Origin of the sequence: Kitasatospora sp. NPDC094019, from assembly GCF_044764505.1 — a bacterium.
Classification (GTDB): domain Bacteria; phylum Actinomycetota; class Actinomycetes; order Streptomycetales; family Streptomycetaceae; genus Kitasatospora.
In genome coordinates this window covers 149,297-175,535 of record NZ_JBIWIF010000005.1, presented here as the reverse complement: position 1 = coordinate 175,535, position 26,239 = coordinate 149,297, and the positions used below count along the sequence as shown (strand labels likewise).

At 73.1% G+C, this 26,239-nt stretch carries 27 protein-coding genes and 1 riboswitch; of the genes, 20 read left to right on the top strand and 7 right to left on the bottom strand.

The genetic code is table 11. The features are described from left to right. Positions 1-44: 44 nt before the first annotated feature. On the top strand, positions 45-926 hold the full coding sequence (locus ACIQ9P_RS13195; RefSeq protein ID WP_402354341.1) for a transglutaminase family protein: 882 nt from the start codon (positions 45-47) through the stop codon (positions 924-926). An 11-nt stretch (positions 927-937) separates the two neighbouring features. Here ACIQ9P_RS13195 and ACIQ9P_RS13190 read toward each other — a convergent pair whose 3' ends face one another. The 5 genes from ACIQ9P_RS13190 to ACIQ9P_RS13170 form a co-directional block, all read right to left on the bottom strand. Further along, positions 938-1,570 (bottom strand): response regulator, encoded by a 633-nt coding sequence (locus tag ACIQ9P_RS13190; RefSeq protein WP_402354338.1) that lies wholly within the window; start codon positions 1,568-1,570, stop codon positions 938-940. Positions 1,571-1,614: 44 nt separating this feature from the next. Continuing rightward, on the bottom strand, positions 1,615-1,755 hold the full coding sequence (locus ACIQ9P_RS13185) for a hypothetical protein (protein ID WP_402354335.1): 141 nt from the start codon (positions 1,753-1,755) through the stop codon (positions 1,615-1,617). An 85-nt stretch (positions 1,756-1,840) separates the two neighbouring features. Then, complete coding sequence (locus ACIQ9P_RS13180; RefSeq protein WP_402354332.1) at positions 1,841-3,085, bottom strand: sensor histidine kinase; 1,245 nt, start codon at positions 3,083-3,085, stop codon at positions 1,841-1,843. An 8-nt stretch (positions 3,086-3,093) separates the two neighbouring features. Beyond that, the gene (locus tag ACIQ9P_RS13175; RefSeq protein ID WP_402354329.1) at positions 3,094-3,816 is read right to left on the bottom strand and encodes an ABC transporter permease; all 723 of its coding nucleotides are present in this window, start codon (positions 3,814-3,816) and stop codon (positions 3,094-3,096) included. Further along, complete coding sequence (locus ACIQ9P_RS13170) at positions 3,813-4,790, bottom strand: ABC transporter ATP-binding protein (protein ID WP_402354326.1); 978 nt, start codon at positions 4,788-4,790, stop codon at positions 3,813-3,815. Before ACIQ9P_RS13170 ends, ACIQ9P_RS13175 begins: the two co-directional genes overlap by 4 nt. A 468-nt stretch (positions 4,791-5,258) precedes the next feature. Between ACIQ9P_RS13170 and ACIQ9P_RS13165 the strand changes: the two genes are divergently transcribed. Further along, on the top strand, positions 5,259-6,038 hold the full coding sequence (locus ACIQ9P_RS13165; protein WP_402354323.1) for an AAA family ATPase: 780 nt from the start codon (positions 5,259-5,261) through the stop codon (positions 6,036-6,038). A 118-nt stretch (positions 6,039-6,156) separates the two neighbouring features. After that, positions 6,157-6,990 (top strand): Fpg/Nei family DNA glycosylase, encoded by an 834-nt coding sequence (locus ACIQ9P_RS13160; RefSeq protein WP_402354320.1) that lies wholly within the window; start codon positions 6,157-6,159, stop codon positions 6,988-6,990. A gap of 22 nt (positions 6,991-7,012) precedes the next feature. Here the strand turns inward: ACIQ9P_RS13160 and ACIQ9P_RS13155 are convergent, their stop codons facing one another. Continuing rightward, entirely contained in the window at positions 7,013-7,402 is a 390-nt protein-coding gene (locus tag ACIQ9P_RS13155) for an ArsR/SmtB family transcription factor (RefSeq protein ID WP_402354317.1), read from the bottom strand. 83 nt (positions 7,403-7,485) lie between these two features. Further along, positions 7,486-7,679: riboswitch (cobalamin riboswitch) on the top strand. A 31-nt stretch (positions 7,680-7,710) separates the two neighbouring features. On the opposite strand from ACIQ9P_RS13155, the gene ACIQ9P_RS13150 reads away from it, so the two are divergent. From ACIQ9P_RS13150 to ACIQ9P_RS13125, 6 genes are all read left to right on the top strand, one after another. Next, entirely contained in the window at positions 7,711-8,871 is a 1,161-nt protein-coding gene (locus tag ACIQ9P_RS13150; protein WP_402354314.1) for a HoxN/HupN/NixA family nickel/cobalt transporter, read from the top strand. Between the two features lie 66 nt (positions 8,872-8,937). Beyond that, on the top strand, positions 8,938-10,044 hold the full coding sequence (locus ACIQ9P_RS13145; RefSeq protein WP_402354311.1) for a M24 family metallopeptidase: 1,107 nt from the start codon (positions 8,938-8,940) through the stop codon (positions 10,042-10,044). Between the two features lie 66 nt (positions 10,045-10,110). Then, entirely contained in the window at positions 10,111-10,674 is a 564-nt protein-coding gene (gene efp, locus ACIQ9P_RS13140) for an elongation factor P (RefSeq protein ID WP_266275326.1), read from the top strand. Between the two features lie 4 nt (positions 10,675-10,678). Then, positions 10,679-11,116: a transcription antitermination factor NusB gene (gene nusB, locus ACIQ9P_RS13135; RefSeq protein WP_402354307.1), complete on the top strand. Its 438-nt coding sequence runs from the start codon at positions 10,679-10,681 to the stop codon at positions 11,114-11,116. A gap of 157 nt (positions 11,117-11,273) precedes the next feature. Further along, entirely contained in the window at positions 11,274-12,113 is an 840-nt protein-coding gene (locus ACIQ9P_RS13130) for a thioesterase family protein (protein ID WP_402354304.1), read from the top strand. 363 nt (positions 12,114-12,476) lie between these two features. After that, positions 12,477-13,388, top strand: coding sequence for a hypothetical protein (locus ACIQ9P_RS13125; protein ID WP_402354301.1), 912 nt, complete (start codon positions 12,477-12,479; stop codon positions 13,386-13,388). Positions 13,389-13,615: 227 nt separating this feature from the next. Here ACIQ9P_RS13125 and ACIQ9P_RS13120 read toward each other — a convergent pair whose 3' ends face one another. Next, positions 13,616-14,119, bottom strand: coding sequence for a transcriptional regulator (locus tag ACIQ9P_RS13120; RefSeq protein ID WP_045692870.1), 504 nt, complete (start codon positions 14,117-14,119; stop codon positions 13,616-13,618). A gap of 330 nt (positions 14,120-14,449) precedes the next feature. Here ACIQ9P_RS13120 and pyrR point away from each other — a divergent pair, with 330 nt between their 5' ends. From pyrR to rpoZ, 11 genes are all read left to right on the top strand, one after another. Then, complete coding sequence (gene pyrR / locus ACIQ9P_RS13115; RefSeq protein ID WP_402354298.1) at positions 14,450-15,073, top strand: bifunctional pyr operon transcriptional regulator/uracil phosphoribosyltransferase PyrR; 624 nt, start codon at positions 14,450-14,452, stop codon at positions 15,071-15,073. A gap of 5 nt (positions 15,074-15,078) precedes the next feature. Then, positions 15,079-16,056: an aspartate carbamoyltransferase catalytic subunit gene (locus tag ACIQ9P_RS13110; RefSeq protein ID WP_402354295.1), complete on the top strand. Its 978-nt coding sequence runs from the start codon at positions 15,079-15,081 to the stop codon at positions 16,054-16,056. Between the two features lie 26 nt (positions 16,057-16,082). Further along, positions 16,083-17,387, top strand: a complete 1,305-nt coding sequence (locus ACIQ9P_RS13105) for a dihydroorotase (RefSeq protein WP_402354944.1) — start codon at positions 16,083-16,085, stop codon at positions 17,385-17,387. Positions 17,388-17,392: 5 nt separating this feature from the next. Continuing rightward, entirely contained in the window at positions 17,393-17,995 is a 603-nt protein-coding gene (locus ACIQ9P_RS13100) for a hypothetical protein (protein WP_402354942.1), read from the top strand. Then, positions 17,992-19,149, top strand: a complete 1,158-nt coding sequence (gene carA / locus ACIQ9P_RS13095; protein ID WP_402354292.1) for a glutamine-hydrolyzing carbamoyl-phosphate synthase small subunit — start codon at positions 17,992-17,994, stop codon at positions 19,147-19,149. Before ACIQ9P_RS13100 ends, carA begins: the two co-directional genes overlap by 4 nt. Beyond that, positions 19,142-22,456: a carbamoyl-phosphate synthase large subunit gene (carB, locus tag ACIQ9P_RS13090; protein ID WP_402354289.1), complete on the top strand. Its 3,315-nt coding sequence runs from the start codon at positions 19,142-19,144 to the stop codon at positions 22,454-22,456. The genes carA and carB overlap by 8 nt, the downstream gene beginning before the upstream one ends. 66 nt (positions 22,457-22,522) lie before the next feature. Further along, a complete protein-coding gene (locus ACIQ9P_RS13085; RefSeq protein WP_402354286.1) occupies positions 22,523-23,635 on the top strand; it encodes a quinone-dependent dihydroorotate dehydrogenase in 1,113 nt (370 codons plus the stop codon). A 47-nt stretch (positions 23,636-23,682) separates the two neighbouring features. Beyond that, positions 23,683-24,516, top strand: a complete 834-nt coding sequence (gene pyrF, locus ACIQ9P_RS13080; protein WP_402354283.1) for an orotidine-5'-phosphate decarboxylase — start codon at positions 23,683-23,685, stop codon at positions 24,514-24,516. 360 nt (positions 24,517-24,876) lie between these two features. Next, positions 24,877-25,203 (top strand): integration host factor, actinobacterial type, encoded by a 327-nt coding sequence (mihF, locus tag ACIQ9P_RS13075; protein WP_030056187.1) that lies wholly within the window; start codon positions 24,877-24,879, stop codon positions 25,201-25,203. 49 nt (positions 25,204-25,252) lie between these two features. Further along, positions 25,253-25,810, top strand: coding sequence for a guanylate kinase (gene gmk / locus ACIQ9P_RS13070; RefSeq protein ID WP_402354280.1), 558 nt, complete (start codon positions 25,253-25,255; stop codon positions 25,808-25,810). A 36-nt stretch (positions 25,811-25,846) separates the two neighbouring features. Next, entirely contained in the window at positions 25,847-26,113 is a 267-nt protein-coding gene (gene rpoZ / locus ACIQ9P_RS13065) for a DNA-directed RNA polymerase subunit omega (RefSeq protein WP_030240625.1), read from the top strand. Positions 26,114-26,239: the final 126 nt, after the last annotated feature.

Sequence of the window (26,239 nt, the reverse complement as noted above, 5' to 3'; positions counted from 1 at the left end):
GCTTCCCCTTCCCGCCCGTCCGTACGAAAGCCGCCGCCACCGCCGTGACCGAGCAGAGCAGAGCACGCTTCCGGACCGAGGCCCGGGCCGAGCACCCCGATCCGGTGCTGCTCTGCCTGCTCGCGGCCGCCGAACACACCCCGGCCCCCGACCCGTCGGACCCGGACGGCCTCGACGGCCCGCCCGCGCTCGACGCCCTGCTGGCCGCCTGCGAGGCCGCGCTGGAGCGGCACGCGGCCGCCGTGCGGCGCGCCGTCGCCGAACGCGCCCCGGCCGGGCCGGAGGAGACCGCGGCGCTGCTGGCCGCCGTCCTCGGCGGGCGCGAGCGGTTCCACGGACGGAAGTCCGACTACCGGCGGCTGGAGTCCTCGCTGCTGCCGGAGGTGCTGCGGCGGCGGCGCGGACTGCCGATCATGCTGGCGCTGGTCTGGTGGGCGGTCGCCCGCAGGGCCGGGCTCACCGTGCACGGGATCGCCCTGCCCGGCCACTTCGTGGTCGCGGTCGGCGGGCCCGCCGGCGGCGAGGACTACGTGCTGGCCGACCCCTTCCACGGCGGCCGGCTGCTCGACCTCGACGGTGCGGCCGAGCTGGTGCGCGCCGCCGGGCACGAGTTCACGCCCGAACTGCTCACCCCCGCCCAGCCGCTGGACACCGTGCTGCGGGTGCTCGGCAACATCCGGGTCTGGGCCGCCGACCGCCCCGAGCACGCCCGCACCCAGCTCTGGGCCACCGAACTCGCCCTGCTGCTCCCCCGCCACCCCGCCCAGCTCCGGCTGGAACGCGCCGAACTGCTGGTGCGCACCGGCGACTTCCTGGGCGGGGCCGGGGAGATGGACGAGTACGCCGCGATCCTGGACGCCTTCGACCCTGACTCCGCCGCCAAGGTCCGCCAGGAGGCCCGCGCCGCCCGCCACCGGCTCAACTGAGCCGGAGCGGACTACAACCAGCCCTTCTCCCGGGCGATCCGGACCGCCTCGGCGCGGTTGCGGGCCTCGGTCTTCTGGATCGCCATCGAGAGGTAGTTGCGCACCGTGCCCTCGGACAGGTGCAGCCGCCCGGCGATGTCCGCGTTCACCGCGCCGTCCGCCGCGGCCGCCAGCACGTCCCGCTCCCGGGCGGTCAGCGGGTTCGCCCCCTCGGCGAGCGCCGCCGCGGCCAGGACCGGGTCGATCACCCGCTCGCCGCGCAGCACCCGGCGGATCGCCTCGGCCAGCTCGGCGGCGGGCGCGTCCTTCACCAGGAAGGCGTCCGCGCCGGCCTCCATCGCCCGCCGCAGGTAGCCGGGGCGACCGAAGGTCGTCGCGATCACCACCTTGGTCTGCGGCCGCTGCCGGCGCAGCAGTGCCGCCGCCTCGATCCCGGTCATCCCCGGCATCTCGATGTCCAGCACCGCGACCTGCACGTCGTGCGCCACGGCCGCGTCCACCACCTCGTCCCCGCGACCGACCTGGGCGACGACGTCGATGTCCCCCTCCAGCCCGAGCAGCGCGGCCAGCGCCTCCCGGACCATCCCCTGGTCCTCCGCCAACAGCACCCGCACCGAGGGCCGGTCGTCCTGATTGTCACTCATGCCGCCCGACCCTACGGCGTCCCCGCCCCGGCGGGGGAGGGAGGTCAGCGGGGGTGGCCGGGAGGCGCGGTCCGGAGGCCGGCCGGCGCCGGCCCCGGGGCCGGGGCGGCCGCCCCGGTGAACGCGGCGCAGAGCAGCAGGGAGAGGAACAGGACGGCGAGGACCGCCAGGACCGGCTTGGGCATGCCTGTCATGCTGCCCGCCGGCACCGGCGGGCGCCCGCGCGCCGACACACCCGGGGGACGCGGTTCGGCCGCCCGGACCAGTCGGCTAGGGGGCCGGGACGGAGGCCGTCCGCAACGGCACCAGGGCGCGCAGCCGGAAGCCCCGGCCCCGCTCGCCCGGCCCGGTCTCCAGCCGGCCGCCGACCAGGGCGAGCCGCTCGTCCAGCCCCGACAGGCCGTTGCCGGGCTGGGCCTTGCCCGGGCCGCGCCCGTCGTCGGTGATCTCCAGCACGGCGTAGCGCTCGCCGCCTCCCTCCCACACCTCGTCGGAGCGCACGGTGCAGACGGTGGCGCCCTCGCCGTGCCGGACGATGTTGGTGACCGCCTCGCGCAGTGCCCAGGCGAGCGCCCCGGCCTCCTCCGCGGCCAGCCCGGGCCAGGCGTCGAGCAGCTCCGGCGCCGCCTCCAGACCGACCTGGGCGGCGGCCAGCGCGGTGCGGGCGGCGGCCAGCTCGACCGGCAGGGTGGGCCGGCGGAAGCCGGTGACCGCCTCCCGGACGTCGATCAGCGACTGCCGGGCGACGTTCTCGATGTCGGCGACCTGCGCCCGCGCCGCCTCGTCCTTGCCCGCGTCCATGAACCGCCCGGCCAGCTCGCTCTTCAGGGTGATCAGCGACAGCGAGTGCCCGAGCAGGTCGTGCAGATCGCGGGCGAGCCGCAGCCGCTCCTCCGAGGCGGCCAGGTGCGCGACCGCGGCCCGGGCCTCGCGCAGCTCCTTCATGGTGGCGACGAGCCGCTGCAGACCGGTCATCGCGACGCCGGAGAGGAAGGCGGTCAGGGCGATGGTCGGGATGTCGCCGCTCTCGGCGTGCGCGGCCAGCCCGACCAGGACGGCGAGCCCGGCCATTCCCGCCACCGAGGCCAGCGCGAACCGGACCGGGGCGATGATCGCGACGGCCACCGAGGCGTAGGTGAACAGCGTCAGGAAGGCGGTGCCGAGGCCGAAGGTGCAGACGATCGCGAGCAGCACCATCCCCGCCACGACGGCCCGGCACAGCCGGGGCCGCATGCCCGCCATCGAGCGGAGGACGACCAGAGCGACGTAGCCGCAGACGAACGCCGCCAGCGAGAGCCAGCCGAGCAGGGCCGCGGCGGGCGAGTGGCCGCCGTGCAGCAGGTCCCGCACCGGGTAGACCAGGTAGAACATCCAGAGCAGCATCCAGCTGATCTTGACCATCAGCTGCCGCCGGGTCTCCGCCGGGCCGCCGGGGATGTTCATGAACGACGGCCGCGCCGGACCCTCCTCCCCCGGCTGCTCGTCGGTGCGGTGGGTCCGGCGCGTCTCGCTCATGCCGATCATCATGCCTGTCGGGTGTCGCGGCGGTACAGGGTCGCCGCGGCCGCGACGAACACCGCGAGGAACGCGGCCAGTCCGGCGACGGCGGCGGTGTCCAGGGACTGCCCGGGCTGGACGAAGGTCGCCAGCCGGTTGTACAGGTAGACCGGGTCGAACCGGGCGAAGGACTCCAGCGAGCCGTCGACCGGGAACCACGTCCCGCCGAACAGGGCCATCGCCATGTAGGCGATCATCACGATGCTCTGCACCGAGTCCGGCCCCGCCGCGTACCCGAGGGCCACTCCGAGCGCCGCGAAGACGAAGCTGCCCAGCCACAGCGCGGCCACCAGGCCGGTCCACTGCCCGGCCGTCAGGGAGACGCCCTGGCTCGCGCCGACCGCGAAGACCACCAGGATCGCGGGCAGGGTGGTGACCGCCGCGGCGGCGATCTTGCCGACGGTGTACGCCCGGCCGGGCAGCGCGGTCAGCCGCAGCTGGCGCACCCAGCCGCTCCTGCGCTCCAGCGAGATCCGCTGCGCGCTGCCGGTCAGCACCGCGCCGACCGCGCCGAAGGTGGCCATCGAGACCATGAAGTAGGTCTTCACCGGGAGGCCGGCGGCCAGCTTGTCCGCGCTGTAGGCGTGGATGAAGAAGAAGTACATCAGCGCCGGGTAGGCGATCGTGAAGAGCAGGTAGCGCCGGTTGCGGAGGGTCCGCAGGATCTCCAGCCGGATCAGGGTGGTCATCGCACACGCTCCGGCACGGTCCCGGTCGACCCGGCGAACTCGGTGGACTCGGCGGCGTCCTGCTCGCCGGTGATGGTCAGGAACGCCTGCTCCAGGCCCAGCCCGGTGACTTCGAGACCGCGCGGGTAGAGCCCCGCCCGGTAGACCGCGGCGACGGCGGCGTCCGCGTCGGAGGTGCGGATCCGCACCGTCCGCGTGCCCGGGACCCGCGCCGTGACCTCCAGGCCCTGCACACCGGGCAGCCGGCGCAGCGGCGCCTCGTCGAACGGGCCGTCCGCCTCGTGCAGCTCGAAGGTGATCCGGCGGGCGCCGGCCCGGGCCTTGATCTCGGCCGAGCTGCCGTCGGCGATCAGCCGGCCCCGGTGCAGGACGAGGACGCGGTCGGCGATCGAGTCGGCCTCCTCCAGGTAGTGGGTGGCGAACAGCACCGTGCGGCCGGCGTCGGCCTGGGCCCGCATGCTCGCCCAGAAGGACTGCCGGACCGAGACGTCCATGCCGGTGGTGGGCTCGTCCAGGACGATCAGGTCGTTGGCCCCGGCGATGGCGAGGGCGAACCGGACCCGCTGCTCCTGGCCGCCGGAGAGCTTGTCGACGCGGCGTTCGGCGAGTTCGGTGACACCCGCGTCGTCGAGCACCTCGGCGACGGACCGGCCGCGCGGGTGGACCTCGCAGGCGAGCCGCACCAGTTCGCGGACCTTGACGTCCGTCATCAGGCCGCCGCTCTGCAGCATCGCGCCGACCCGACCGGCCGCGATCGCGGCCCGCGGGGGGCCGCCGAACAGCGTGACGCTGCCCCGGTCGGGCTCGCGCAGGCCGAGCAGCAGATCGAGACTGCTGGACTTGCCGGCCCCGTTCGGGCCGAGCAGGGCGACGGTCTCGCCCGGCCGCAGCACCAGGTCGAGGCCGTCCACCGCCCGTACCCGTCCGTAACTCTTGCCGACGCCCCTGAAGGCGGCGACCTCTCCCGTGTCCATCGTCCGGGTCCTCTCCCCTGCCGGTGGTGTCCTTCGCACCACCTCAGAGTCCCGCGCGGCCGGGGTCCGGCGGCAGTAACCGCCGTCGTGGGGGGGGGGGGGGGGGGGGGGGGGGGGGGGGGCGCCCCGCCGGGGGGGGGGGGGGGGGGGGGGGGGGGGGGGGGGGGGGGGGGGGGGGGGGGGGGGGGGGGGGGGGGGGGGGGGGGGGGCGGGGGGGGGGGGGGGCGGGGGGGGGGGGGGGGGGGGGGGGGGGGGGGGGGGCGGCCCCCCCCCCCCCACCGCCGTGTAGTGTCCCGCTGAAGGAAGTCGGGAGGTGCCGTGACGCAGTACGCCGGGGGTGGATCCGTCCCCCCACGTCCCGTCGCTCCGCCGGTGCCGGGGTATCCGGTGGCGGCCGGGACGGTGCCTGTGCCGATGCCGTTGCCGTTGCCGTTGGTGGTGCCGGTGCCTGTGCCGGTGAGTGTTCCGGTGGCCGCTTCGACGGACTCCTCGGGGCCGCCGACCGTTCCGCTGCCGGTTCTGCCGTCCCCTCCGCCCGCCCCGGCGCCCGCCCCGGCGCCCGCGCCCGCCCCGGCTCCGGCCGCGCCGCCCGCGCCGGCCCCGGTGCCCGCCGGGTCCACCGGGCACTTCCTGCTGCCCTCCGGGGCGCCGGTCCAGCTCCCCGCCCGCCCGCCGCAGCAGCACGCGCCCACCGGCCCGATCGCGGTGCTGCTGATCGGTCCGGCCGGTGCCGGCAAGACCACCGTCGCCCGCCACTGGGCCGAGCGGCGCCCCAGCCCGACCGCCCACATCAGCCTCGACGACGTCCGGGAGTGGGTGCAGTCCGGCTTCGCCAACCCGCAGTCCGGCTGGAACAACGCCTCCGAGGCGCAGTACCGGCTGGCCCGCCGGACCTGTGGCTTCGCCTGCCGCAACTACCTCGCCAACGGCATCTCCTGCATCATCGACGACGCGGTCTTCCCGGACCGCCCGGCGATCGGCCTCGGCGGCTGGAAGCGGCACATCGGGCCCGGCATGATCCCGGTGGTGCTGCTGCCGAGCCTCGACTCGGTGCTCCACCGCAACGCCCGGCGCAGCGGGAACCGCCGGCTGGGCGACGAGGAGGTGGCCCGGATCCACGGCCGGATGGCCGGCTGGTACAACTCCGGGCTGCCGATCATCGACAACTCCCACCTCGACGTGGCCGCCACCGCGGCCGAGCTGGACCGGGTGATCCTGGCCCGGCTGATGGGCATCCCGGTGCGCTGAGCGGCCCGGACGGCGGCGGGCGGCCGGGCGGTTCCGGGCCCGCGGGCGGGCGGGGCCTGTCGGTGCCGACTGCGATGATGGACGGGTCCTGAACGTTCCACCGGGGGGAGCCGCGCCCGTGCCGGAAGGCCACATCATCCACCGCCTCGCCGCCGAGAACCACCGTGCCTTCGGTGGCCGGGCGGTCCGTGCCAGCAGTCCGCAGGGGCGGTTCGCGGACGGCGCGAAGCTGATCGACGGGCGGGAGCTGGAGGCGGCGGAGGCGGTCGGCAAGCACCTGTTCCTCGGCTTCGGGGAGGACGCCTGGGTGCACATCCACCTCGGCCTCTACGGGGGCTTCGGTTTCGGCGCGATCGGCGACGGTCCGGTACCGCCCCCGGTCGGTCTGGTGCGGCTGCGGCTGGAGAACGACGAGCACGTCGCCGACCTGCGCGGTCCCAACACCTGCGCGCTGATCACGGGCGCCGAGAAGGCCGCGGTGGCGGCCAGGCTCGGGCCGGACCCGCTGCGGTCCGACGCCGACCCGGACGCCGCCTGGCGGCGGATGACGGCCAGCCGGACGACGGTGGCGGCCCTGCTGATGGACCAGAAGGTGCTGGCCGGGGTGGGGAACGTCTACCGGGCCGAGGTGCTGTTCCGGCACGGTATCGATCCGCACCGGACGGGACGCGAGCTGCTCCGGGCCGAGTGGGACGCGATCTGGGCCGACCTGGTCGTGCTGATGCGCGAGGGTGTCGGCGCGGGCCGGATCGACACCGTGCGCCCCGAGCACACCCCCGAGGCGATGGGCCGCCCGCCGCGGGTCGACGACCACGGCGGCGAGGTGTACGTCTACCGCCGGGCCGGGATGCCGTGCCTGGTCTGCGGCACCGAGGTCCGGACCGAGGAGCACGCCTCCCGCAACCTGTTCTGGTGCCCGTCCTGCCAGCCGGCCGGCACCCCGGCCCGCTGACCGGCCCTCCGGCCGGACCGGGTCAGCCGGTCGCGGCGTCGTGCTCCGGATGGGCGGGGGCGTCGACGGCGCAGGCGTCCAGCAGGGGGCGCAGGTCCGCGTCCACGAGCCGGTAGCGCACGACGCGCCCCTCCTTCTCGCCGCTCACCACCCCGGCCGTCCGCAGCAGCCGCAGGGCCTGCGAGACGGCGGGGTCGCGCATGCCGGTGGCGACCGCCAGGTCGGTGACGGCGAGCGGTCCGGTGCGGTGCAGCGCGAGCAGCAGGGCGAGCCGCCCGGGGTCGGCGAGCAGCGAGAAGCGCTCGGCCCAGGAGCGGACGCGGGCGGTGTCGCCGATCGCCGCGATGGCCTCGCAGACCCGGTGCCCGTCGATGGTGCGGTGGCCCGCGCGGTCGGCCGGTACGAGATGCATGCGGGCCATTCTCGCAGGCGGGGCGCTGTGATCCTGGACACCTGCGCAGGTGCGCAGCCTTGCAAGGGTCGTGCTCCGCCACCTACGGTGTTCCCCGCCGTGGTGTTCGGGAAGACCGGTGACGGATCCTCAGGGGTCCCAGTCCGGAGCGGCCCTCGCCACTGTGATCGGGGGGAAGTGTCCGTACCCACGTCGCCACTGGGCGCCTCGCGCGCCTGGGAAGGCGGGTACGGGAGCCCCGTCAGCCAGGAGATCGGCCGCGGCATCTCACGAGGTATTTCCACGAGGTGCTGGAGCGTGATCCCAGGATGACCCTGCCCGAAACCGTCGCCGCCCCGGCGGCGCCCGCCCCCCTGCCCACCTTCCGCTGGCGGCGGGAGGACACCGTGCGGACGGCCGGCCTGATGGGCGTGATCCTGGCCATGCACGTGGTGGCCTTCGGCACGCTGATCTTCCTGGTCGCGCCGGAGAAGTACGAGGTGGGAACCCAGGTCTTCGGGGTGGGCCTGGGCATCACCGCCTACACCCTCGGCATGCGGCACGCCTTCGACGCCGACCACATCGCGGTGATCGACAACACCACCCGGAAGCTGATGGCGGACGGCAAGCGGCCGGTCTCGGTCGGCTTCTGGTTCGCGCTCGGGCACTCCTCGATGGTGGTGCTGATGGCCGCCCTGGTGGCGGGCGGCGCGCAGCTGGCCAGCACCCTGATGGACGACGACTCCGCCACCCACCAGTGGCTGGGAGTGGTCGGCACCTCGGCCTCCGGGGTCTTCCTCTACCTGATCGGCGCGCTCAACCTGGCCGCGCTGTTCGGCATCCTCAAGGTCTTCCGCTCGATGCGGGAGGGCCGGTTCGACGAGGCCGAGCTGGAGGACCACCTCAACTCGCGCGGCCTGCTGGCCCGGGTGCTGAACCGGGCCACCCGCTCGATCACCCGCCCCGGCCAGATGTTCCCGGTCGGCATGGTGCTCGGCCTGGGCTTCGACACCGCGACCGAGGTCACCCTGATGGTGATGGCCGGCTCCGGCGCGGCCTCCGGCCTGCCCTGGTACGCGATCGTCTGCCTGCCGCTGCTGTTCGCGGCGGGGATGAGCCTGTTCGACACCCTGGACGGCACCTTCATGAACTTCGCCTACCAGTGGGCGTTCTCCAACCCGGTGCGCAAGGTGTACTACAACCTGACCATCACCGGACTGTCCATCGCGGTGGCCTTCGTCATCGGCACCATCGAACTGGTGGGCGTCCTGCACGAGAAGCTCGACCTCACCGACCCCGTGACCGGCTGGATCGCCGACATCACCCTGGACAACGTCGGCTACGCCATCGTCGCCCTGTTCGTCGTCGTCTGGGCCGCCGCCATCGCCTACTGGCGCCTCGCCGGCGTCGAACGGAAGTGGGCCCCCGTCCCGACCCCGGCCCCTGCCCCGGCGGCCCCTGCCCCGACCCCCGCGGGCGGCACCGAGTAGTCCCGCCCGGGCCCGGGTGGGGGCGTTCGGCGGGCGGAACGGGGGCGGGGTTCGTAGGCTCGACGCATGGCTGATGCGTACGCGGGCCGGCGGGAGCGGTTGCGGGAGCACTGCAGTGCGTCCGGGGCCGACGCGGCGCTGATCACCCGGGCGGCGAACGTGCGGTACCTCACCGGGTGTCCGCCGTGCGGGGCGACCCTGCTGCTGACCCGGGACCGGGCGCTGCTGGCGCTGCCGGACGACCTGCCGCCGGACGACACGGGGGAGCACCTGATCGCCCCCGAGCTGACCCGGCTGGAGGTGCCGGCCGGGGCGGACACCGCGCTGGCCGCGGCCGGCGCCGCGGCGCGGCTGCGGGTGGCCGGGCTGGCGGTGGAGGAGCACGATCTCACGGTCACCCGGCACCGGGCCGTGGCCGGGCTGGTCGAGGGCGCCAGGCTGGCGGACGTCGGACAGGCGGTCGAGCGGCTGCGGGTGGTCAAGGACGAGTACGAGATCGCCGATCTGCGGATCGCCGCGGAGATCGCCGACCAGGCGCTCGGCGAACTGCTGGAGTCGATCCTGGTCGGCCGGACCGAACGGCACCTGGCGATGGAGCTGGAGCGCCGGATGATCGACCACGGCGCGGACCGCGCCGCGTTCCCGGTCTCGGTCGGCACCGGCAGCCACTCCGGGCAGCAGGCGCACCAGCCCACCGACCGCCGGGTCGAGGAGGGCGACTTCCTGACCGTGGTGCTCGGTGCCCGGTACCGGGGCTACGGGGTCTCGACCGCCCGGACCTTCGTGATCGGCGCGGCCCCGGCCCCCTGGCAGGTGGAGCTGCACCGGCTGGTCTTCCGGGCCCAGCGGGCCGGCCGGGAGGCGCTCGGACCGGGGGTCGAGCAGCACGTGCCGGACCAGGCGGCGCGGGAGATCCTCCAGTCCGCCGGGCACGCCGAGGGCTCTCCGCACCCGGTCGGCCACGGCATCGGACTGGAGATCCGGGAGGCACCGCGTCTCGGCCCCACGGACATGGGTAAACTGGACAGCCGCGTGCCGGTCACCGTCGGCCCGGGGGTCCACCTCCCGGGACGCGGCGGGGTCCGGATCGAGGACACGCTCGTGGTGCGCCCCCTTGAGGAGGGCGGGCCCGAGCTGCTCACCATCACCACCAAGGAGCTCCTCGCCCTGTGACGCAGGTGTGCCACAGGACGCGATCCCTTGGTTCCTTGACAGCTATATCCAGGAGTTAGTGCGCCCGTGGCTTCCACGAACGATCTCAAGAACGGCATGGTCCTCAAGCTGGACGGCGGGAAGCTCTGGTCCGTCGTCGAGTTCCAGCACGTCAAGCCCGGCAAGGGCCCGGCCTTCGTGCGCACCAAGCTCAAGGAGGTCCTGACGGGCAAGGTCGTCGACAAGACCTTCAACGCCGGCACCAAGGTCGAGACCGCCAACGTCGACAAGCGCACGATGCAGTTCTCGTACAAGGACGGCGAGAACTACGTGTTCATGGACATGGACACCTTCGACCAGCTGACCATCGAGCCGGTCGTCGTCGGTGACGCCGCCAAGTACCTGCTGGAGGGCTTCGACGCCCTCGTCGCCGTGAACGACGGCGCGGTGCTGTACATCGAGCTCCCGGCCGCCGTCGAGCTGGTCATCGCCGAGACCGAGCCGGGCGTCCAGGGCGACCGCTCCACCGGTGGCACCAAGCCGGCCACGCTGGAGACCGGCGCCGAGATCCAGGTGCCGCTCTTCGTCACCACCGGCGAGAAGGTCAAGGTCGACACCCGCGACGGCAGCTACCTCGGCCGGGTGAAGTAAGTCCGTGTCGTCCGCACGCACCAAGGCCCGCACGCGAGCCTTCCAGATCCTGTTCGAGGCCGACCACCGCGGGGTCGACCCGCTGACGGTCCTCGCCGACTGGGTGGCCCGGGCCCGGGAGCCCAAGCCGGACGAGGGCACCCCGCAGGTCGCCGAGTACACCATGGAGCTGGTCGAGGGGTACGTCCAGTACGCCCGCCGGATCGATGACCTGATCTCCCAGTACTCGGTCGGCTGGACGCTCGACCGGATGCCGATCGCGGACCGCAACGTCCTGCGGCTCGGCGCGTACGAGCTGATCTGGGAGGACAGCGTTCCGGACGCGGTCGTCGTCGACGAGGCGGTGGAGATCGCCAAGGAGTACTCCACCGACGACTCCCCGGCGTTCGTCAACGGTCTGCTGGCCCGCTTCATGGAGCTCAAGCCGAGCATCCGCCGCTGAGGCGCACCCGTACCGACGGCCGTCGGACCGGAAACGGTCCGGCGGCCGTTCGGTGTGTTCACCCGGGCGGCGTATGGTGGATCTACTCGCCAGTAACCTGGTGCGACGGCGGCCCACGCCCGCCGACGACCGCGTAGCGAAGGGCAGGCCACCCCCCATGACCACGGCGATCCGCAGCGAGTTCGACCAGGGCATCGCCCTCACCCCGCACCCGGACGAGCCCGACCGGTACGACGGCGAACTCGGCGCCGGCTGGCAGATCGGCGGCGGCGTCAACGGCGGACTGCTGCTGGCCGTCGCCGGCCACGCGCTCACGCTCGCGCACACCGCCCGCCCGGAGAGCGCCGACCACACCGACCCGGTGTCGATCAGCGGCTACTACCTCTCCGCCGCCACCCCCGGACCGGCCACCGTGCGCACCGACATCGTCCGTACCGGCCGCACGCTCTCCACCGGTACCGCCTCGCTCAGCCAGGGCGGTGTGGAACGGCTGCGGGTGCTCGCCACCCACGGCGACCTCGCCACCCACGACGGGGAGGTGCGCACCAGTGCCACCCCGCCGCAGCTGCCGCCGCCGGACCAGTGCGTCGGCGTCGAGCACGCGCCCAAGGAACTGCTCACGCAGGCCGCCCTGCTGGAGCGGTTCGACATGCGGCTCGACCCGGCGACCATCGGCTGGGCGCTCGGACAGCCCTCCGGCACCGGCCGGATCCAGGGCTGGTTCCGGCTCGCCGACGGCCGCGAGCCCGACCCGCTGCTGCTCCTGCTGGTCGCCGACGCGCTGCCGCCGGTCACCTTCGACCTCGGGATGCCGGGCTGGGCGCCGACCGTGGAACTGACGGTGCATCTGCGGGCCAGGCCCGCCCCGGGCTGGCTGCGGGTCGTGCACGCGACCCGGAACCTGGCGGGCGGGTACTTCGAGGAGGACGCCGAGGTCTGGGACGAGACCGGCCGCCTGGTCGCCCAGTCCCGCCAACTGGCGCGCGTGCCCAGGTAGTCGCCCGCCGGCGGGTGGGGCCCCGGGGTGGGAGTCGCCCGCTCGCCTCCGGGGGTTCGGGGTGGGGCGCTCGGGGTGGGGCGCTCGGGCGGAAGGGGGGGGCGCTCGGCGGAGTGTGCGCGCGGGCGCGGATGGCTGAAATGGTGTGAGCGGGCGGGCACGGGGTGTGACGTTTGTGCCTCGCGCGGGGCGGATGCGCGGGGCGTGACCGCTCGGACGCACAACCGTGCGTGACCCCAAACATCTGATTCACCCTCGGTTACAGTCCTGTGACACGTCGTACGTGTGCGCCACGCGGGGCGGGGGAGGACATGGTCGGCGGTGCACCCGCCGCCGCCCGCCCGCCCCGCCCGAGGAGCCCCGATGAGCCGCAACGGCCGCGCCCGCCGCACCCCCGACTGCACCGCCGCCGGCCACCGCCCCCGGGTCCGTCCGCGCGCCGCCGCCGAGGGCTGCGAGCGGCAGCGGTCCGAGGGGGTCGGCCAGGCGTTCGTGATCGGGGTGCTCACCAGCGCGGCGGACTTCGAGCGGGCCCGCGCCTGGCAGCTGTCGGACGCCCCGGACCACGAGCGGTACCTCGCCGAGACCGCCGAGCTGCTCACCGACGCCCGGCGGCGTTTCGACACCGTCCGGGCGCGGATGTTCCACCCGCAGGACTTCGCGGAGTTCTGCCTGCTGCACGGCCTCGACCCGGCCGAGCCGGCCGCCCGTGAGCGCTACCTGGTCAATCCGCCGCTGCGCACCCAGCTGTTGACCTATCAGGGCGAGGACCTGGTCGGCGACTTCCTGCCCCGGCTGGTGCGGGCCCGGGAGAACGGGCTGACCCTGCGGCACGCCGACCTGCTGCTCGACGGACGCCTCCACGGGGAGCGCGACGAGACCGTGCGCGGCGCCTACGAGCAGGGCGCCGACGTGTTCCGGCGGATGCTGCTCGGGGCCGGCAGCGGTGTCTACGAGCTGCGGCTCTCGGTGGACGCCCCCGGCGGGCGGCTGACCGCGGCGGCCCGGGTGCTCCAGTGGGAGGACGGCGTGGTGCGGATCAACGACGAGGACCTCGAACTGCTCTGCGCGGTGTTCTGCGCCGGGTTGGCCCGGGGACTGCCCGGACTCGCGGTGCTGCACGGCGCGCAGGGCTCGGCGGCGGCCTGCGGGGAGTACCGGCCGACGGCCTGGGCCTGGGCCAGCGAGGGGCGGGTGTGGGCGCCCGCGGCGGGTCCGGTGCGGCTGGACGGCGTGGCGGCCGAGCCGGGCTACCGGCTGGAGACGGTCTGCTGATCGCCGGGGCGGGCGCGCGGGGCGCACGGGGGACGCGACGGGGCACCCGAACGGGCGCCCGGCCGGGCGGGCGGGGGCGCGCGGGCGGCCGCGGCCGGGCCCGCCGAAAGGCCGCGGCGCGGCGCCCCGTGCGGGGGCCGCGCCGTGACGTTTCTGCTGGTGTTCGCCGTTCCCGCGCCCGCTCCGTGGGCCGCGAACCGGGCTGCCGGGAACCGTGGGGCCGTGACTCAGCCCGCCTCCTCCTCGCGCACCGCGCGGCGCGCGTCGGGGTTGAGCACGCCCCAGGAGATGAGCTGCTCGGTGAGGATCGACGGCGACTGGTCGTAGATCACGGCCAGGGTGCGCAGGTCGTCCTGGCGGATCGACAGCACCTTGCCGTTGTAGTCGCCGCGCTGGCTCTGGATGGTCGCCGCGTAGCGCTGCAGCGGGCCGGCCTTCTCGGACGGGACCTGGGTCAGTCTCTCCAGGTCGAGGACCAGGCGCGGCGGCGGCTCGGCCGCGCCGCCGGGCGTACCGCCGGGCAGCAGCTCCTGTACCGGGACCCCGTAGAACTCCGCCAGTTCGGCCAGCCGCTGCACGGTGACCGCACGGTCGCCACGCTCGTACGAGCCGACGACCACTGCCTTCCAGCGCCCCTGGGACTTCTCCTCGACACCGTGCAGGGAGAGTCCCTGCTGAGTGCGGATGGCTCGGAGCTTGCCTCCGAGCTGCTTCGCGTAGTCGCTGGACATTGATCTCCCCGGACGAGATTGCTTCGCGTTCAGTGGTGGGTCACGGGCGTTTGCCGACGCCGTTACCGGTGGGTTCGACGTCCGTCTCGTAACTCACTGTGAGGTTACGTAGAGTGAGGTAGTTGCGTCAAGCCGAATGGGGCAGTCGTGCGAATGGGCCGCATCAGGGGTGCGTCCGGCACATGAACCAGGAGAAGCGGAACGATGGCCGTCGGTTGGCCGCGGAATCGCACTGGTAACATGACCGGAGCCCGCGCCGCAGGTCGGCGGGGGTCTCCCGACATCCTTTAAGACCCGTCCCGTGAGGCGGGGAAGGAGGTCCGCTTCGGCATGACCACACACCAGGAATCCGCTCCGAGGCCGCCGCACCAGGTGCTGGACGGCACGGACATCGCCCGGGTCATCACCCGGATAGCGCACGAGATCGTCGAACGCGCCAAGGGCGCCGAGGACGTCGTGCTGCTCGGCATCCACACCAGGGGCGTCCACCTCGCCCGCCGGCTGCACGCCAGGCTCGCCCAGATCACCGATCAGGACATCCCGCTCGGGACCCTGGACATCACCATGTACCGGGACGACCTGCGGCTGAAGCCCGCCCGCGCCCTGGAGCACACCGAGATCCCGCCCGGCGGCATCGACGGCCGACTGGTCGTCCTCGTCGACGACGTGCTCTTCTCCGGCCGGACCATCCGCGCCGCGCTCGACGCCCTCAACGACATCGGCCGCCCGCGCGCCGTCCAGCTCGCCGTCCTGGTCGACCGCGGCCACCGCGAGCTGCCCATCCGCGCCGACTACGTGGGCAAGAACCTCCCCACCTCGCTGCGCGAGGCGGTCCAGGTGCGCCTGTCCGACCGTGACGGCGTGGACGCCGTGCTGGTCGGCGACCGCGACTTCGCGGCGCGCTCGTCCCAGGCCATGGCCTCCCGGGCCACCGAACCGCACCTCCCGGAGTAACCCGCGTGAAGCGCCACCTCGTGTCCGCCGCCGATCTCAGCCGCGACGACGCGCTGCTCATCCTGGACACCGCCGAGGAACTCGCCCAGCTGTCCGGCCGGGCGGTCAAGAAGCTCCCTACCCTCCGCGGCCGCACCGTCGTCAACCTCTTCTTCGAGGACTCGACCCGCACCAAGACCTCGTTCGAGGTCGCCGAGAAGCGGCTCTCCGCCGACGTCATCAACTTCTCCGCCAAGGGCTCCTCGGTCTCCAAGGGCGAGAGCCTCAAGGACACCGCCCTGACCCTCCAGGCGATGGGCGCCGACGCGGTCGTGGTCCGGCACCACGCCTCCGGCGCGCCGGCCCGGCTGGCCCAGTCCGACTGGCTGCACGGCAGCGTCATCAACGCCGGTGACGGCACCCACGAGCACCCCACCCAGGCCCTGCTCGACGCCTTCACCATGCGCCGCCACCTGAACCCGGGCGCCGGCAACGACCTGGCCGGGCGGCGGGTGACCATCGTCGGCGACATCCTGCACAGCCGGGTCGCCCGCTCGAACGTCCACCTGCTCACCACGCTCGGCGCCGAGGTGACCTTCGTCGCCCCGCCGACCCTGCTGCCGATCGGGATCGAGAACTGGCCCTGCGAGGTCAGCTACGACCTGGAGAGCGTGCTGCCGAAGACCGACGCGCTGATGATGCTCCGGGTCCAGCGCGAGCGGATGAACGCCGCGTTCTTCCCCACCGAGCGCGAGTACACCCGCCGCTACGGCGTGGACGGCCCCCGGATGGCCCGGCTGCCCGAGCACGCCATCGTGATGCACCCCGGCCCGATGGTCCGCGGCATGGAGATCACCGCCGAGGTGGCCGACTCGCCGCGCTGCACCGTGGTCGAGCAGGTCGCCAACGGAGTCTCCGTCCGGATGGCCGTGCTCTACCTGCTGCTCGGCGGAGCCACCGCCGCCGACACCCCCCGCACCGACTCCGGCGAGACCGCCCAGTGAACGAGCGAAGCGAGCGAACCAACACCATGGTCACCTACCTGATCCGCAACGCCCAGATCCTCGGCGGCGCTCCGCAGGACCTCCACCTCGTCGACGGCGCGATCGCGGCCATCGGCACCGCGCTGGACGCCACGGCGGACATCGAGATCGACGCCACCGGGCTGATCGTCCTGCCCGGCCTGGTCGACCTGCACACCCACCTTCGCGAGCCCGGCCGGGAGGACGCCGAGACCGTCCTCACCGGCACCCGCGCCGCGGCCAAGGGCGGCTTCACCGCCGTCCACGCCATGGCCAACACCTTCCCGGTGGCCGACACCGCCGGCGTGGTCGAGCAGGTCTGGCGGCTGGGCCAGGAGTCCGGATTCTGCGACGTCCAGCCGGTCGGCGCCGTGACCGTCGGCCTGGAGGGCAAGAAGCTCGCCGAGCTGGGCGCCATGCACGAGTCCGCGGCCGGCGTCCGGGTCTTCTCCGACGACGGCAAGTGCGTCGACGACGCGGTGATGATGCGCCGCGCGCTGGAGTACGTGAAGGCGTTCGACGGCGTCGTCGCCCAGCACGCGCAGGAGCCCCGGCTGACCGAGGGCGCCCAGATGAACGAGGGCCAGGTCTCCGGCGAGCTCGGCCTGGGCGGCTGGCCGGCCGTCGCGGAGGAGGCGATCATCGCCCGCGACGTGCTGCTCGCCGCGCACGTCGGATCCCGGCTGCACATCTGCCACGTCTCCACCGCCGGCTCGGTCGAGATCGTCCGCTGGGCCAAGGCCAAGGGCTGGGACGTCACCGCCGAGGTCACCCCGCACCACCTGCTGCTGACCGACGAGCTGGTCCGCTCCTACGACCCGGTGTACAAGGTCAACCCGCCGCTGCGCACCGCCGAGGACGTCCAGGCGCTGCGCAAGGCGCTGGCGGACGGCACCATCGACGCCGTCGCCACCGACCACGCGCCGCACCCGGCCGAGGACAAGGACTGCGAGTGGGCCGTGGCCGCGATGGGCATGGTCGGCCTGGAGACCGCCTTGTCCGTGGTGCAGCAGACCATGGTCGACACCGGCCTGCTGAACTGGGAGGGCGTCGCGGACCGGATGTCGCACCGCCCGGCCCGGATCGGCCGGCTCGCGGGCCACGGCCGCCCGGTCTCGGTGGGTGAGCCCGCCAACCTGGTGCTCTTCGATCCCGCGTACCGTGGTGCCGTGAATCCCGACACCTTCGCCACCCGCTCCCGCAACACCCCTTACAAGGGCCTCGACCTGCCCGGTCGGGTGCACGCCACCTTCCTGCGCGGCACCGCCACGGTGCTGGCCGGCGAGCTGGTCGAGCAGGGCGGTCCGGCGTGAGCTCCGTGACCGGGGGCACCGCCGCCCTGCTGGCCCAGGAGCAGGCCAGGGTCGCCAACTGGCCCGGGTACATCGGCTGGACGGTCGGCCTGCTGCTGGTCATCGGCCTCGTGTACTGGCTGATGCGCCAGGGCTGGAACTGGCGCCGCACCCTGCAGTCCGGGATCCCGCCGCTCCCCGCCGTGCCGGAGCGCGCCGGCCGGACCATCCTGGAGACCAGCGGCCGGTACCACGGCACCACCACCGCCGGGAACTGGCTCGACCGGGTCGTCGCGCACGGCCTGGGCACCCGCAGCCGCGCCGATCTGACCCTCGGCGAGAACGGCCTGCTGGTGCAGCGCCCGGGTGACGTCGACTTCTGGATCCCCGCCGAGCACCTGACCGGTGCCCGGACGGACTCCGGGATCGCCGGCAAGGTCGTCCCCTCCGGGCTGCTCGTCGTCACCTGGACGCTCCCGCAGGCTCCGGCCGGGGGGACGTCCGTGGTGACGGAGCTCGACTCCGGGTTCCGGTTCGACCATCCGGACGAGCACGCCGCCTGGGTCGAGGCGGTCGCTCAAATCGCAACACGTACGACGACGAAGAAGACGGAAGAGGCCGCGTCATGACCGCACCTGCCCCCACCACGCAGCGCCAACGGCGGGAGCGTGTGCCCGCTGTGCTCGTCCTGGAGGACGGCCGGACCTTCCGGGGCCAGGCATACGGCGCGACCGGCGAGACCTACGGCGAGGCCGTCTTCAACACCGGCATGTCCGGCTACCAGGAGACCCTCACCGACCCCTCGTACCACCGCCAGGTGGTCGTGATGACCGCCCCGCAGATCGGCAACACCGGCTGGAACGACGAGGACGACGAGTCCAAGCAGATCTGGGTCGCCGGATACGTCGTCCGCGACCCCTCCCGGGTCGCCTCCAACTGGCGCTCCCGCCGCTCGCTGGACGAGGAACTGGTGAACCAGGGCGTCGTCGGCATCAGCGGTATCGACACCCGGGCGCTCACCCGGCACCTGCGCGAGCGCGGCGCCATGCGCTGCGGCATCTTCTCCGGCGAGGCCCTGGCCGACCCGGCGGCGCTGCTCGCCAAGGTGCAGTCCTCGCCCGAGATGAAGGGCGCCGACCTGTGCGCCGAGGTCGCCACCACCGAGCCGTACGTGGTGCCCGCGATCGGTGAGAAGCGCTTCACCGTCGCCGCCCTGGACCTCGGCATCAAGGCGATGACCCCGCAGCGGATGGCCGAGCGCGGCATCGAGGTGCACGTGCTGCCCGCGAACGCGACGATCGAGGACGTCTACGCCGTCAACCCCGACGGCGTGTTCTTCTCCAACGGCCCGGGCGACCCGGCGACCGCCGACCACCAGGTCGCGGTGGCGCGGGGCGTGCTGGAGCGGAAGACCCCGTTCTTCGGGATCTGCTTCGGCAACCAGATCCTCGGCCGCGCGCTGGGCTTCGGCACCTACAAGCTCAAGTACGGCCACCGCGGCATCAACCAGCCGGTGCAGGACCGCACCACCGGCAAGGTCGAGGTGACCGCCCACAACCACGGTTTCGCCGTGAACGCGCCGCTCGACAAGGTCAGCGACACGCCCTACGGCCGGGTCGAGGTCTCCCACGTCTGTCTCAACGACGATGTGGTCGAGGGCCTCCAGGCGCTGGACGTGCCCGCCTTCTCGGTGCAGTACCACCCGGAGGCCGCCGCCGGCCCGCACGACGCGGCGTACCTCTTCGATCGTTTCGTGAAGCTCATGGAGGGCCCGCGTGCCTAAGCGCACTGACATCAAGTCCGTCCTGGTCATCGGGTCCGGCCCGATCGTGATCGGTCAGGCCGCCGAGTTCGACTACTCGGGCACGCAGGCGTGTCGCGTCCTCAAGGCCGAGGGCCTGCGGGTCGTCCTGGTGAACTCCAACCCGGCGACGATCATGACCGACCCGGAGATCGCCGACGCCACCTACGTCGAGCCGATCACCCCGGAGTTCGTCGAGAAGATCATCGCCAAGGAGCGCCCCGACGCCCTGCTGCCCACCCTGGGCGGCCAGACCGCGCTCAACACCGCGATCTCCCTGCACGCCGCCGGCACGCTGGAGAAGTACGGCGTCGAGCTGATCGGCGCCGACGTCGAGGCGATCAACAAGGGCGAGGACCGCGAGCTGTTCAAGGGCGTGGTCGAGGCGGTCAACGCCAAGATCGGCCACGGCGAGTCCGCCCGCTCGGTCATCTGCCACACCATGGACGAGGTCATCGCCGGGGTCGACACCCTCGGCGGCGGCTACCCGGTCGTCGTCCGCCCCTCCTTCACCATGGGCGGCGCCGGCTCCGGCTTCGCCCACGACGAGGAGGAGCTGCGCCGCATCGCCGGCCAGGGCCTGACGCTCTCCCCGACCACCGAGGTACTCCTGGAGGAGTCCATCCTCGGCTGGAAGGAGTACGAGCTGGAGCTGATGCGCGACAAGAACGACAACGTCGTGGTCGTCTGCTCGATCGAGAACTTCGACCCGATGGGCGTGCACACCGGTGACTCGATCACCGTCGCCCCGGCGATGACGCTCACCGACCGCGAGTACCAGATCCTGCGCGACATCGGCATCGCCGTGATCCGCGAGGTCGGCGTCGACACCGGCGGCTGCAACATCCAGTTCGCCGTCAACCCCGACGACGGCCGGGTCATCGTCATCGAGATGAACCCGCGGGTGTCCCGCTCCTCGGCGCTGGCCTCCAAGGCGACCGGCTTCCCGATCGCCAAGATCGCCGCCAAGCTGGCCGTCGGCTACACCCTCGACGAGATCCCCAACGACATCACCGAGCAGACCCCGGCCTCGTTCGAGCCGGCCCTCGACTACGTCGTGGTCAAGGTGCCCCGGTTCGCGTTCGAGAAGTTCCCGAGCGCCGACGCCACCCTCACCACCACCATGAAGTCGGTCGGCGAGGCGATGGCCATGGGCCGCAACTTCCCCGAGGCGCTGCAGAAGGCGCTGCGCTCGCTGGAGAAGAAGGGCTCCCAGTTCACCTGGGTCGGCCCGGTGGGCGACAAGGCCGAACTGCTGGCCAAGGCCGTCGTGCCGACGGACGGCCGGATCAACACCGTGATGCAGGCCATCCGGGCCGGGGCCACCCCGGACGAGGTGTTCGAGTTCACCAGGATCGACCCCTGGTTCGTCGACCAGCTCTTCCTGCTCGACGAGATCGCCGCCGAGCTGGCCGAGGCCCCCGAGCTCACCCCCGAGCTGCTGCGCCACGCCAAGCGGCACGGCTTCTCCGACCACCAGGTCGGTGAGATCCGCGGCCTGCGCCCGGACGTGGTCCGCGAGGTCCGGCACGCGCTGGGCATCCGCCCGGTCTTCAAGACCGTCGACACCTGCGCGGCGGAGTTCGCGGCCAAGACCCCGTACTTCTACTCGTCCTACGACGAGGAGAACGAGGTCGCCCCGCGCACCAAGCCCGCGGTGATCATCCTCGGCTCCGGCCCGAACCGCATCGGCCAGGGCATCGAGTTCGACTACTCCTGCGTGCACGCCTCCTTCGCGCTCGCCGACGCCGGGTACGAGACCGTCATGGTCAACTGCAACCCGGAGACCGTCTCCACCGACTACGACACCTCCGACCGGCTCTACTTCGAGCCGCTCACCCTGGAGGACGTGCTGGAGATCGTCCACGCCGAGAAGCAGGCCGGACCGCTCGCCGGTGTGATCGTCCAGCTCGGCGGCCAGACCCCGCTCGGCCTGGCCCAGGCGCTCAAGGACAACGGCGTGCCGATCGTCGGCACCCAGCCGGAGGCCATCGACCTGGCCGAGGAGCGCGGCGCCTTCGGCCGCGTGCTGCGCGACGCCGGCCTGCCCGCCCCCAAGCACGGCACCGCCTTCTCCTTCGCCGAGGCCAAGGCCATCGCCGACGAGATCGGCTACCCGGTCCTCGCCCGCCCGTCCTACGTGCTCGGCGGCCGCGGCATGGAGATCGTCTACGACGAGGAGTCGCTCGCCTCCTACCTGGAGCGGCACGCCGGTCTGATCTCCGAGCACCCGGTGCTGATCGACCGCTTCCTCGACGACGCGGTGGAGATCGACGTCGACGCGCTCTACGACGGCACCGAGCTGTACCTCGGCGGCGTCATGGAGCACATCGAGGAGGCCGGCATCCACTCCGGCGACTCCGCCTGCGCCCTGCCGCCGATCACCCTCGGCGGGTACGACATCAAGCGGCTGCGCGCCTCCACCGAGGCCATCGCCCGCGGCGTCGGGGTGCGCGGTCTGATCAACATCCAGTTCGCGCTCTCCGGGGACATCCTCTACGTCCTGGAGGCCAACCCGCGCGCCTCGCGCACCGTGCCGTTCACCTCCAAGGCGACCGCGGTGCCGCTGGCCAAGGCCGCCGCCCGGGTCTCGCTCGGCGCCACCATCGCCGAGCTGCGCGCCGAGGGCATGCTCCCGGCCGAGGGCGACGGCGGCACCCTGCCGGCCGACGCCCCGATCGCGGTCAAGGAGGCCGTGATGCCGTGGAGCCGCTTCCGCGACGTCCACGGCCGCGGCGTGGACACCGTCCTCGGCCCGGAGATGCGCTCCACCGGCGAGGTCATGGGTCTGGACCGGGTCTTCGGCACCGCCTACGCCAAGGCCCAGGCCGGCGCCTACGGCGCGCTGCCGACCAAGGGCAAGGTCTTCGTCTCGGTCGCCAACCGGGACAAGCGCAACCTGGTCTTCCCGGCCCGCGCGCTGGTCAGCCTCGGCTTCGAGGTGCTCGCCACCGCCGGCACCGCCGAGGTGCTCCAGCGCGGCGGCATCCCGTCGACGCTGGTGCGCAAGCACAGCGAGGGCGAGGGCCCGAACGGCGAGCGGACCATCGTCCAGCTGATCCACGACGGTGAGGTCGACCTCATCATCAACACGCCGTACGGCACCGGCGGCCGCCTCGACGGCTACGAGATCCGCACCGCCGCCGTCGCCCGCGCGGTGCCCTGCCTGACCACCGTGCAGGCCATGGGCGCAGCCGTCCAGGGCATCGACCGGTTGCTGCGCGACGAGGTCGGCGTCATGTCGCTCCAGGAGCACGCCGAGCTGATCAACGCCGGCCGCGCCAACTAGCCACACCGCAGTGGGGGGCACCAGTACCGCCGGGTGCCCCCCATTTCCATGCCCTGGGAGGATCTTGTGTACAAGCTGCTGTTCGACCTCGTGTTCAAGAGGATGGACCCGGAGAAGGCCCACCACCTGGCGTTCTTCTGGGTCCGGCTGGCCTCCTCGGTGCCCGGCCTGCGCGGCCTGGTCCGGCTGGTGCTCGCCCCGCGCGACCGGGCGCTGCGCACCGGCGCCCTCGGTCTCGCCCTGCCCGGACCGTTCGGCCTGGCGGCCGGCTTCGACAAGAACGGGGTCGGCATCGACGGCCTGTCGATGCTCGGCTTCGACTACGTCGAGATCGGCACCGTCACCGGCGAGGCGCAGCCCGGCAACCCCCAGCCGCGACTGTTCCGGCTGGTCGAGGACCGCGCGCTGATCAACCGGATGGGCTTCAACAACCAGGGCTCGGCCCGGGTCGCCGCCCGGCTGGCCGCGCGCCCGCACACCAGCTCGACCCCGGTCGTGGGCGTCAACATCGGCAAGACCAAGCTGGTCGAGGAGGCCGACGCGGTCGCCGACTACGTGAAGTCCACCGAGCGGCTCGCCCGCTTCGCCGACTACCTGGTGGTCAACGTCAGCTCGCCGAACACCCCCGGGCTGCGCAACCTCCAGGCGGTCGAGCACCTGCGCCCGCTGCTGAGCGCCGTGCGCGAGGCCGCCGACCGGACCACCCCGCACCATGTGCCGCTGCTGGTCAAGATCGCCCCCGACCTGGCGGACGAGGACATCGACGGGGTCGCCGACCTGGCCCTGGAACTCGGCCTGGACGGCATCATCGCGACCAACACCACGATCGGCCGCGAGGGCCTGCGCAGCGACGCCGCCCGGGTCGCGGAGATCGGCATGGGCGGCCTGTCCGGCGCCCCGCTCAAGGAGCGCGCGCTGGTGGTGCTGCAGCGGCTGCGCGCCCGTACCGGCGGCCGGCTGACGCTGGTGTCGGTCGGCGGCATCGAGACCGCCGAGGACGCCTGGCAGCGGATCGTCCACGGCGCCGACCTGGTGCAGGGCTACAGCGCCTTCGTCTACGAGGGCCCGTTCTGGTGCCGGCGGATCCACAAGGGCCTGTCGGCGCGCCTGCGGGCCGGCGGCTTCCGCAGCCTCTCCGCGGCCGTCGGCAGCGCGGTCGACGACCGCACGGCCGCCTGAGCGCCTCCTCTTCCGCCTCTTCTCCCACGCCCCTCCGGAAGGACGTCATGACCCTCGCCCCCTTCGGCGCCCGGCTGCGCCACGCCCTCGACACCCGCGGCCAGCTCTGCGTGGGCGTCGACCCGCACGCCTCCCTGCTCGCCGCCTGGGGCCTGGAGGACACCGTGGCGGGCCTGGAGACCTTCAGTCGCACCGTGGTCGAGGCGCTGGCCGACCGGGTGGCCGTGCTCAAGCCGCAGGCCGCGTTCTTCGAGCGCTTCGGCTCCCGGGGCGTCGCCGTCCTGGAGCGGTCGGTCGAGGAGGCCAGGGCGGCCGGCGCGCTCGTTCTGATGGACGCCAAGCGCGGCGACATCGGCTCCACCATGGCCGCCTACGCCGAAGCCTTCCTCGCGCCCGGCAGCCCGCTGTTCTCGGACGCCGTCACGGTCAGCCCCTACCTCGGTTTCGGTTCGCTGCGCCCGGCGCTGGACCTGGCGCACGCCAACGGCGCGGGCGTGTTCGCGCTGGCGCTCACCTCCAACCCGGAGGGCGCGGAGGTGCAGCGGGCGGTCGGTGCCGACGGCGAGCCGGTCGCCGCCTCGGTGCTGCGCCAGCTGGCGCAGGAGAACGCGGGGGCCGAGCCGCTGGGCTCCTTCGGCGCGGTGGTCGGGGCGACCCTGGCCGACGCCGGGGTGGACCTGGCGATCAACGGTCCGCTGCTGGCCCCCGGCATCGGGGCGCAGGGCGCGACCATGGCGGACCTGCCGCGGGTGTTCGGCGCCTCGGTGCGCAACGTCGTCCCGAGCGTCAGCCGGGACGTGCTCAAGCACGGCCCCTCGGTGACGGCGCTGCGTTCGGCCGCGGACCGTTTTGTCCAGGAGTACGCCGAGGCGGTCAAGTAGCGGACGGAGTGCCGGGGTTCGCCCCGGCGGACGCTCCGCAGCACCCCCGTGACGGGTTGCGACGGGGGAGGCGGGGCGGCGGCCCGACGTGAGCGCCGTCACATCGGTGCCGCCAAAGCTTCGCAATCGCGGTCATTTTGCCCTGGAAAGTCCTGGTCGGCCTTGGCTGACCAGGACTTTTCGTGTTCTTTTCCTGACGCGGCGCCGCAATCCGGGTAGTGTCCGGCGATAGGTCATCGAAGAGCGGCGAATATCGCTGCTCCCGCAGGTCAGGGGCGGCGCCATCGCTCTTTGACCGGTGTCCTGGGAACCACAACAGTCCTAGTTCCATCCCTTCCATCCACACCTGAGGTGAACGGCGTGGCTCTTCCGCCCCTTACCCCTGAACAGCGCACCGCCGCGCTCGCCAAGGCCGCCGAGGCTCGCCGGGAGCGCGCCGAGGTCAAGAACCGGCTCAAGCACTCCGGCGCCTCCCTGCACGAGGTGATCAAGGCCGGCAAGGCCGACAACGACGTGATCGGCAAGATGAAGGTCTCCGCCCTGCTGGAGTCCCTGCCGGGCGTGGGCAAGGTTCGCGCCAAGCAGATCATGGAGCGGCTCGGCATCTCCGAGAGCCGCCGTGTCCGTGGTCTCGGAACGAACCAGATCGCCTCCCTGGAGCGGGAGTTCGGCGGCGGTGCCGCCTGACCGTGCCCCCGTGGTCCCAGGATCGTCCGCGATCCGGGATAATCGGTGCATGAGTGAGCGTCCGCGGCTGACCGTGCTCTCCGGCCCCTCGGGGGTCGGCAAGAGCACGGTCGTCGCTCATATGAGGAAGCAGCACCCCGAAGTCTGGCTCTCGGTGTCGGCGACGACCCGCCACCCGAGGCCGGGCGAGCAGCACGGGGTCCAGTACCACTTCGTCGACAACGACGAGTTCGACAAGCTGATCGCCAACGGTGAGCTGCTGGAGTGGGCCGTGTTCGCGGGCAACCGCTACGGCACGCCCCGGGCGGCGGTCCAGGAGAAGCTGGAGCGCGGCGAGCCCGTGCTGCTGGAGATCGACCTGCAGGGTGCCCGCCAGGTGCGCGAGTCCATGCCCGAGGCGCAGCTGGTCTTCCTGGCTCCGCCGAGCTGGGACGAGCTGGTCCGCCGGCTCACCGGCCGGGGAACGGAGCCGCAGGACGTGATCGAGAAGCGGCTGGAGGCCGCGAAGATCGAACTGGCGGCCGAGCCGGAGTTCGACACCACCCTGGTCAACACCTCCGTCGAGCAGGTGGCGAGCGAACTGCTAGCCTTGCTCGGTGTAGGCTGACCTGTTGTCTTTTCCACCCTTTCGGAAGGTTTTCGCGTGTCCTCTTCCATGACCGCGCCCGAGGGCATCATCAACCCGCCCATCGACGAGCTGCTTGAGGCCACCGACTCCAAGTACAGCCTGGTCATCTACGCGGCCAAGCGTGCGCGGCAGATCAACGCGTACTACTCCCAGCTCGGCGAGGGCCTGCTGGAGTACGTCGGCCCGCTGGTCGACACCCACGTGCACGAGAAGCCGCTCTCGATCGCGCTGCGCGAGATCAACGCCGGCATGCTGACGGCCGAGGCGATCGAGGCCGCCTGAGGCGTCCCGCCCGGTGCGGAAGGGCCCGTCGGAGTTCGCTCCGACGGGCCCTCCGCCGTTTCCGGGGCCGGGTCCGGTCCGGCGCCGTCCGGCGTTCGGCGGGCCCGGGCGGCCCGGGACAGCGCG

Coding starts and splice junctions, on each gene's coding strand:
- ACIQ9P_RS13190 (WP_402354338.1), bottom strand. CDS start 1,570: ATGAGTGACAATCAGGACGACCGGCCCTCGGTGCGGGTGCTGTTGGCG.
- ACIQ9P_RS13185 (WP_402354335.1), bottom strand. CDS start 1,755: ATGCCCAAGCCGGTCCTGGCGGTCCTCGCCGTCCTGTTCCTCTCCCTG.
- ACIQ9P_RS13180 (WP_402354332.1), bottom strand. CDS start 3,085: ATGAGCGAGACGCGCCGGACCCACCGCACCGACGAGCAGCCGGGGGAG.
- ACIQ9P_RS13175 (WP_402354329.1), bottom strand. CDS start 3,816: ATGACCACCCTGATCCGGCTGGAGATCCTGCGGACCCTCCGCAACCGG.
- ACIQ9P_RS13170 (WP_402354326.1), bottom strand. CDS start 4,790: ATGGACACGGGAGAGGTCGCCGCCTTCAGGGGCGTCGGCAAGAGTTAC.
- ACIQ9P_RS13155 (WP_402354317.1), bottom strand. CDS start 7,402: ATGCATCTCGTACCGGCCGACCGCGCGGGCCACCGCACCATCGACGGG.
- ACIQ9P_RS13150 (WP_402354314.1), top strand. CDS start 7,711: ATGACCCTGCCCGAAACCGTCGCCGCCCCGGCGGCGCCCGCCCCCCTG.
- ACIQ9P_RS13145 (WP_402354311.1), top strand. CDS start 8,938: ATGGCTGATGCGTACGCGGGCCGGCGGGAGCGGTTGCGGGAGCACTGC.
- ACIQ9P_RS13130 (WP_402354304.1), top strand. CDS start 11,274: ATGACCACGGCGATCCGCAGCGAGTTCGACCAGGGCATCGCCCTCACC.
- ACIQ9P_RS13125 (WP_402354301.1), top strand. CDS start 12,477: ATGAGCCGCAACGGCCGCGCCCGCCGCACCCCCGACTGCACCGCCGCC.
- ACIQ9P_RS13120 (WP_045692870.1), bottom strand. CDS start 14,119: ATGTCCAGCGACTACGCGAAGCAGCTCGGAGGCAAGCTCCGAGCCATC.
- pyrR (WP_402354298.1), top strand. CDS start 14,450: ATGACCACACACCAGGAATCCGCTCCGAGGCCGCCGCACCAGGTGCTG.
- ACIQ9P_RS13105 (WP_402354944.1), top strand. CDS start 16,083: ATGGTCACCTACCTGATCCGCAACGCCCAGATCCTCGGCGGCGCTCCG.
- carA (WP_402354292.1), top strand. CDS start 17,992: ATGACCGCACCTGCCCCCACCACGCAGCGCCAACGGCGGGAGCGTGTG.
- pyrF (WP_402354283.1), top strand. CDS start 23,683: ATGACCCTCGCCCCCTTCGGCGCCCGGCTGCGCCACGCCCTCGACACC.
- gmk (WP_402354280.1), top strand. CDS start 25,253: ATGAGTGAGCGTCCGCGGCTGACCGTGCTCTCCGGCCCCTCGGGGGTC.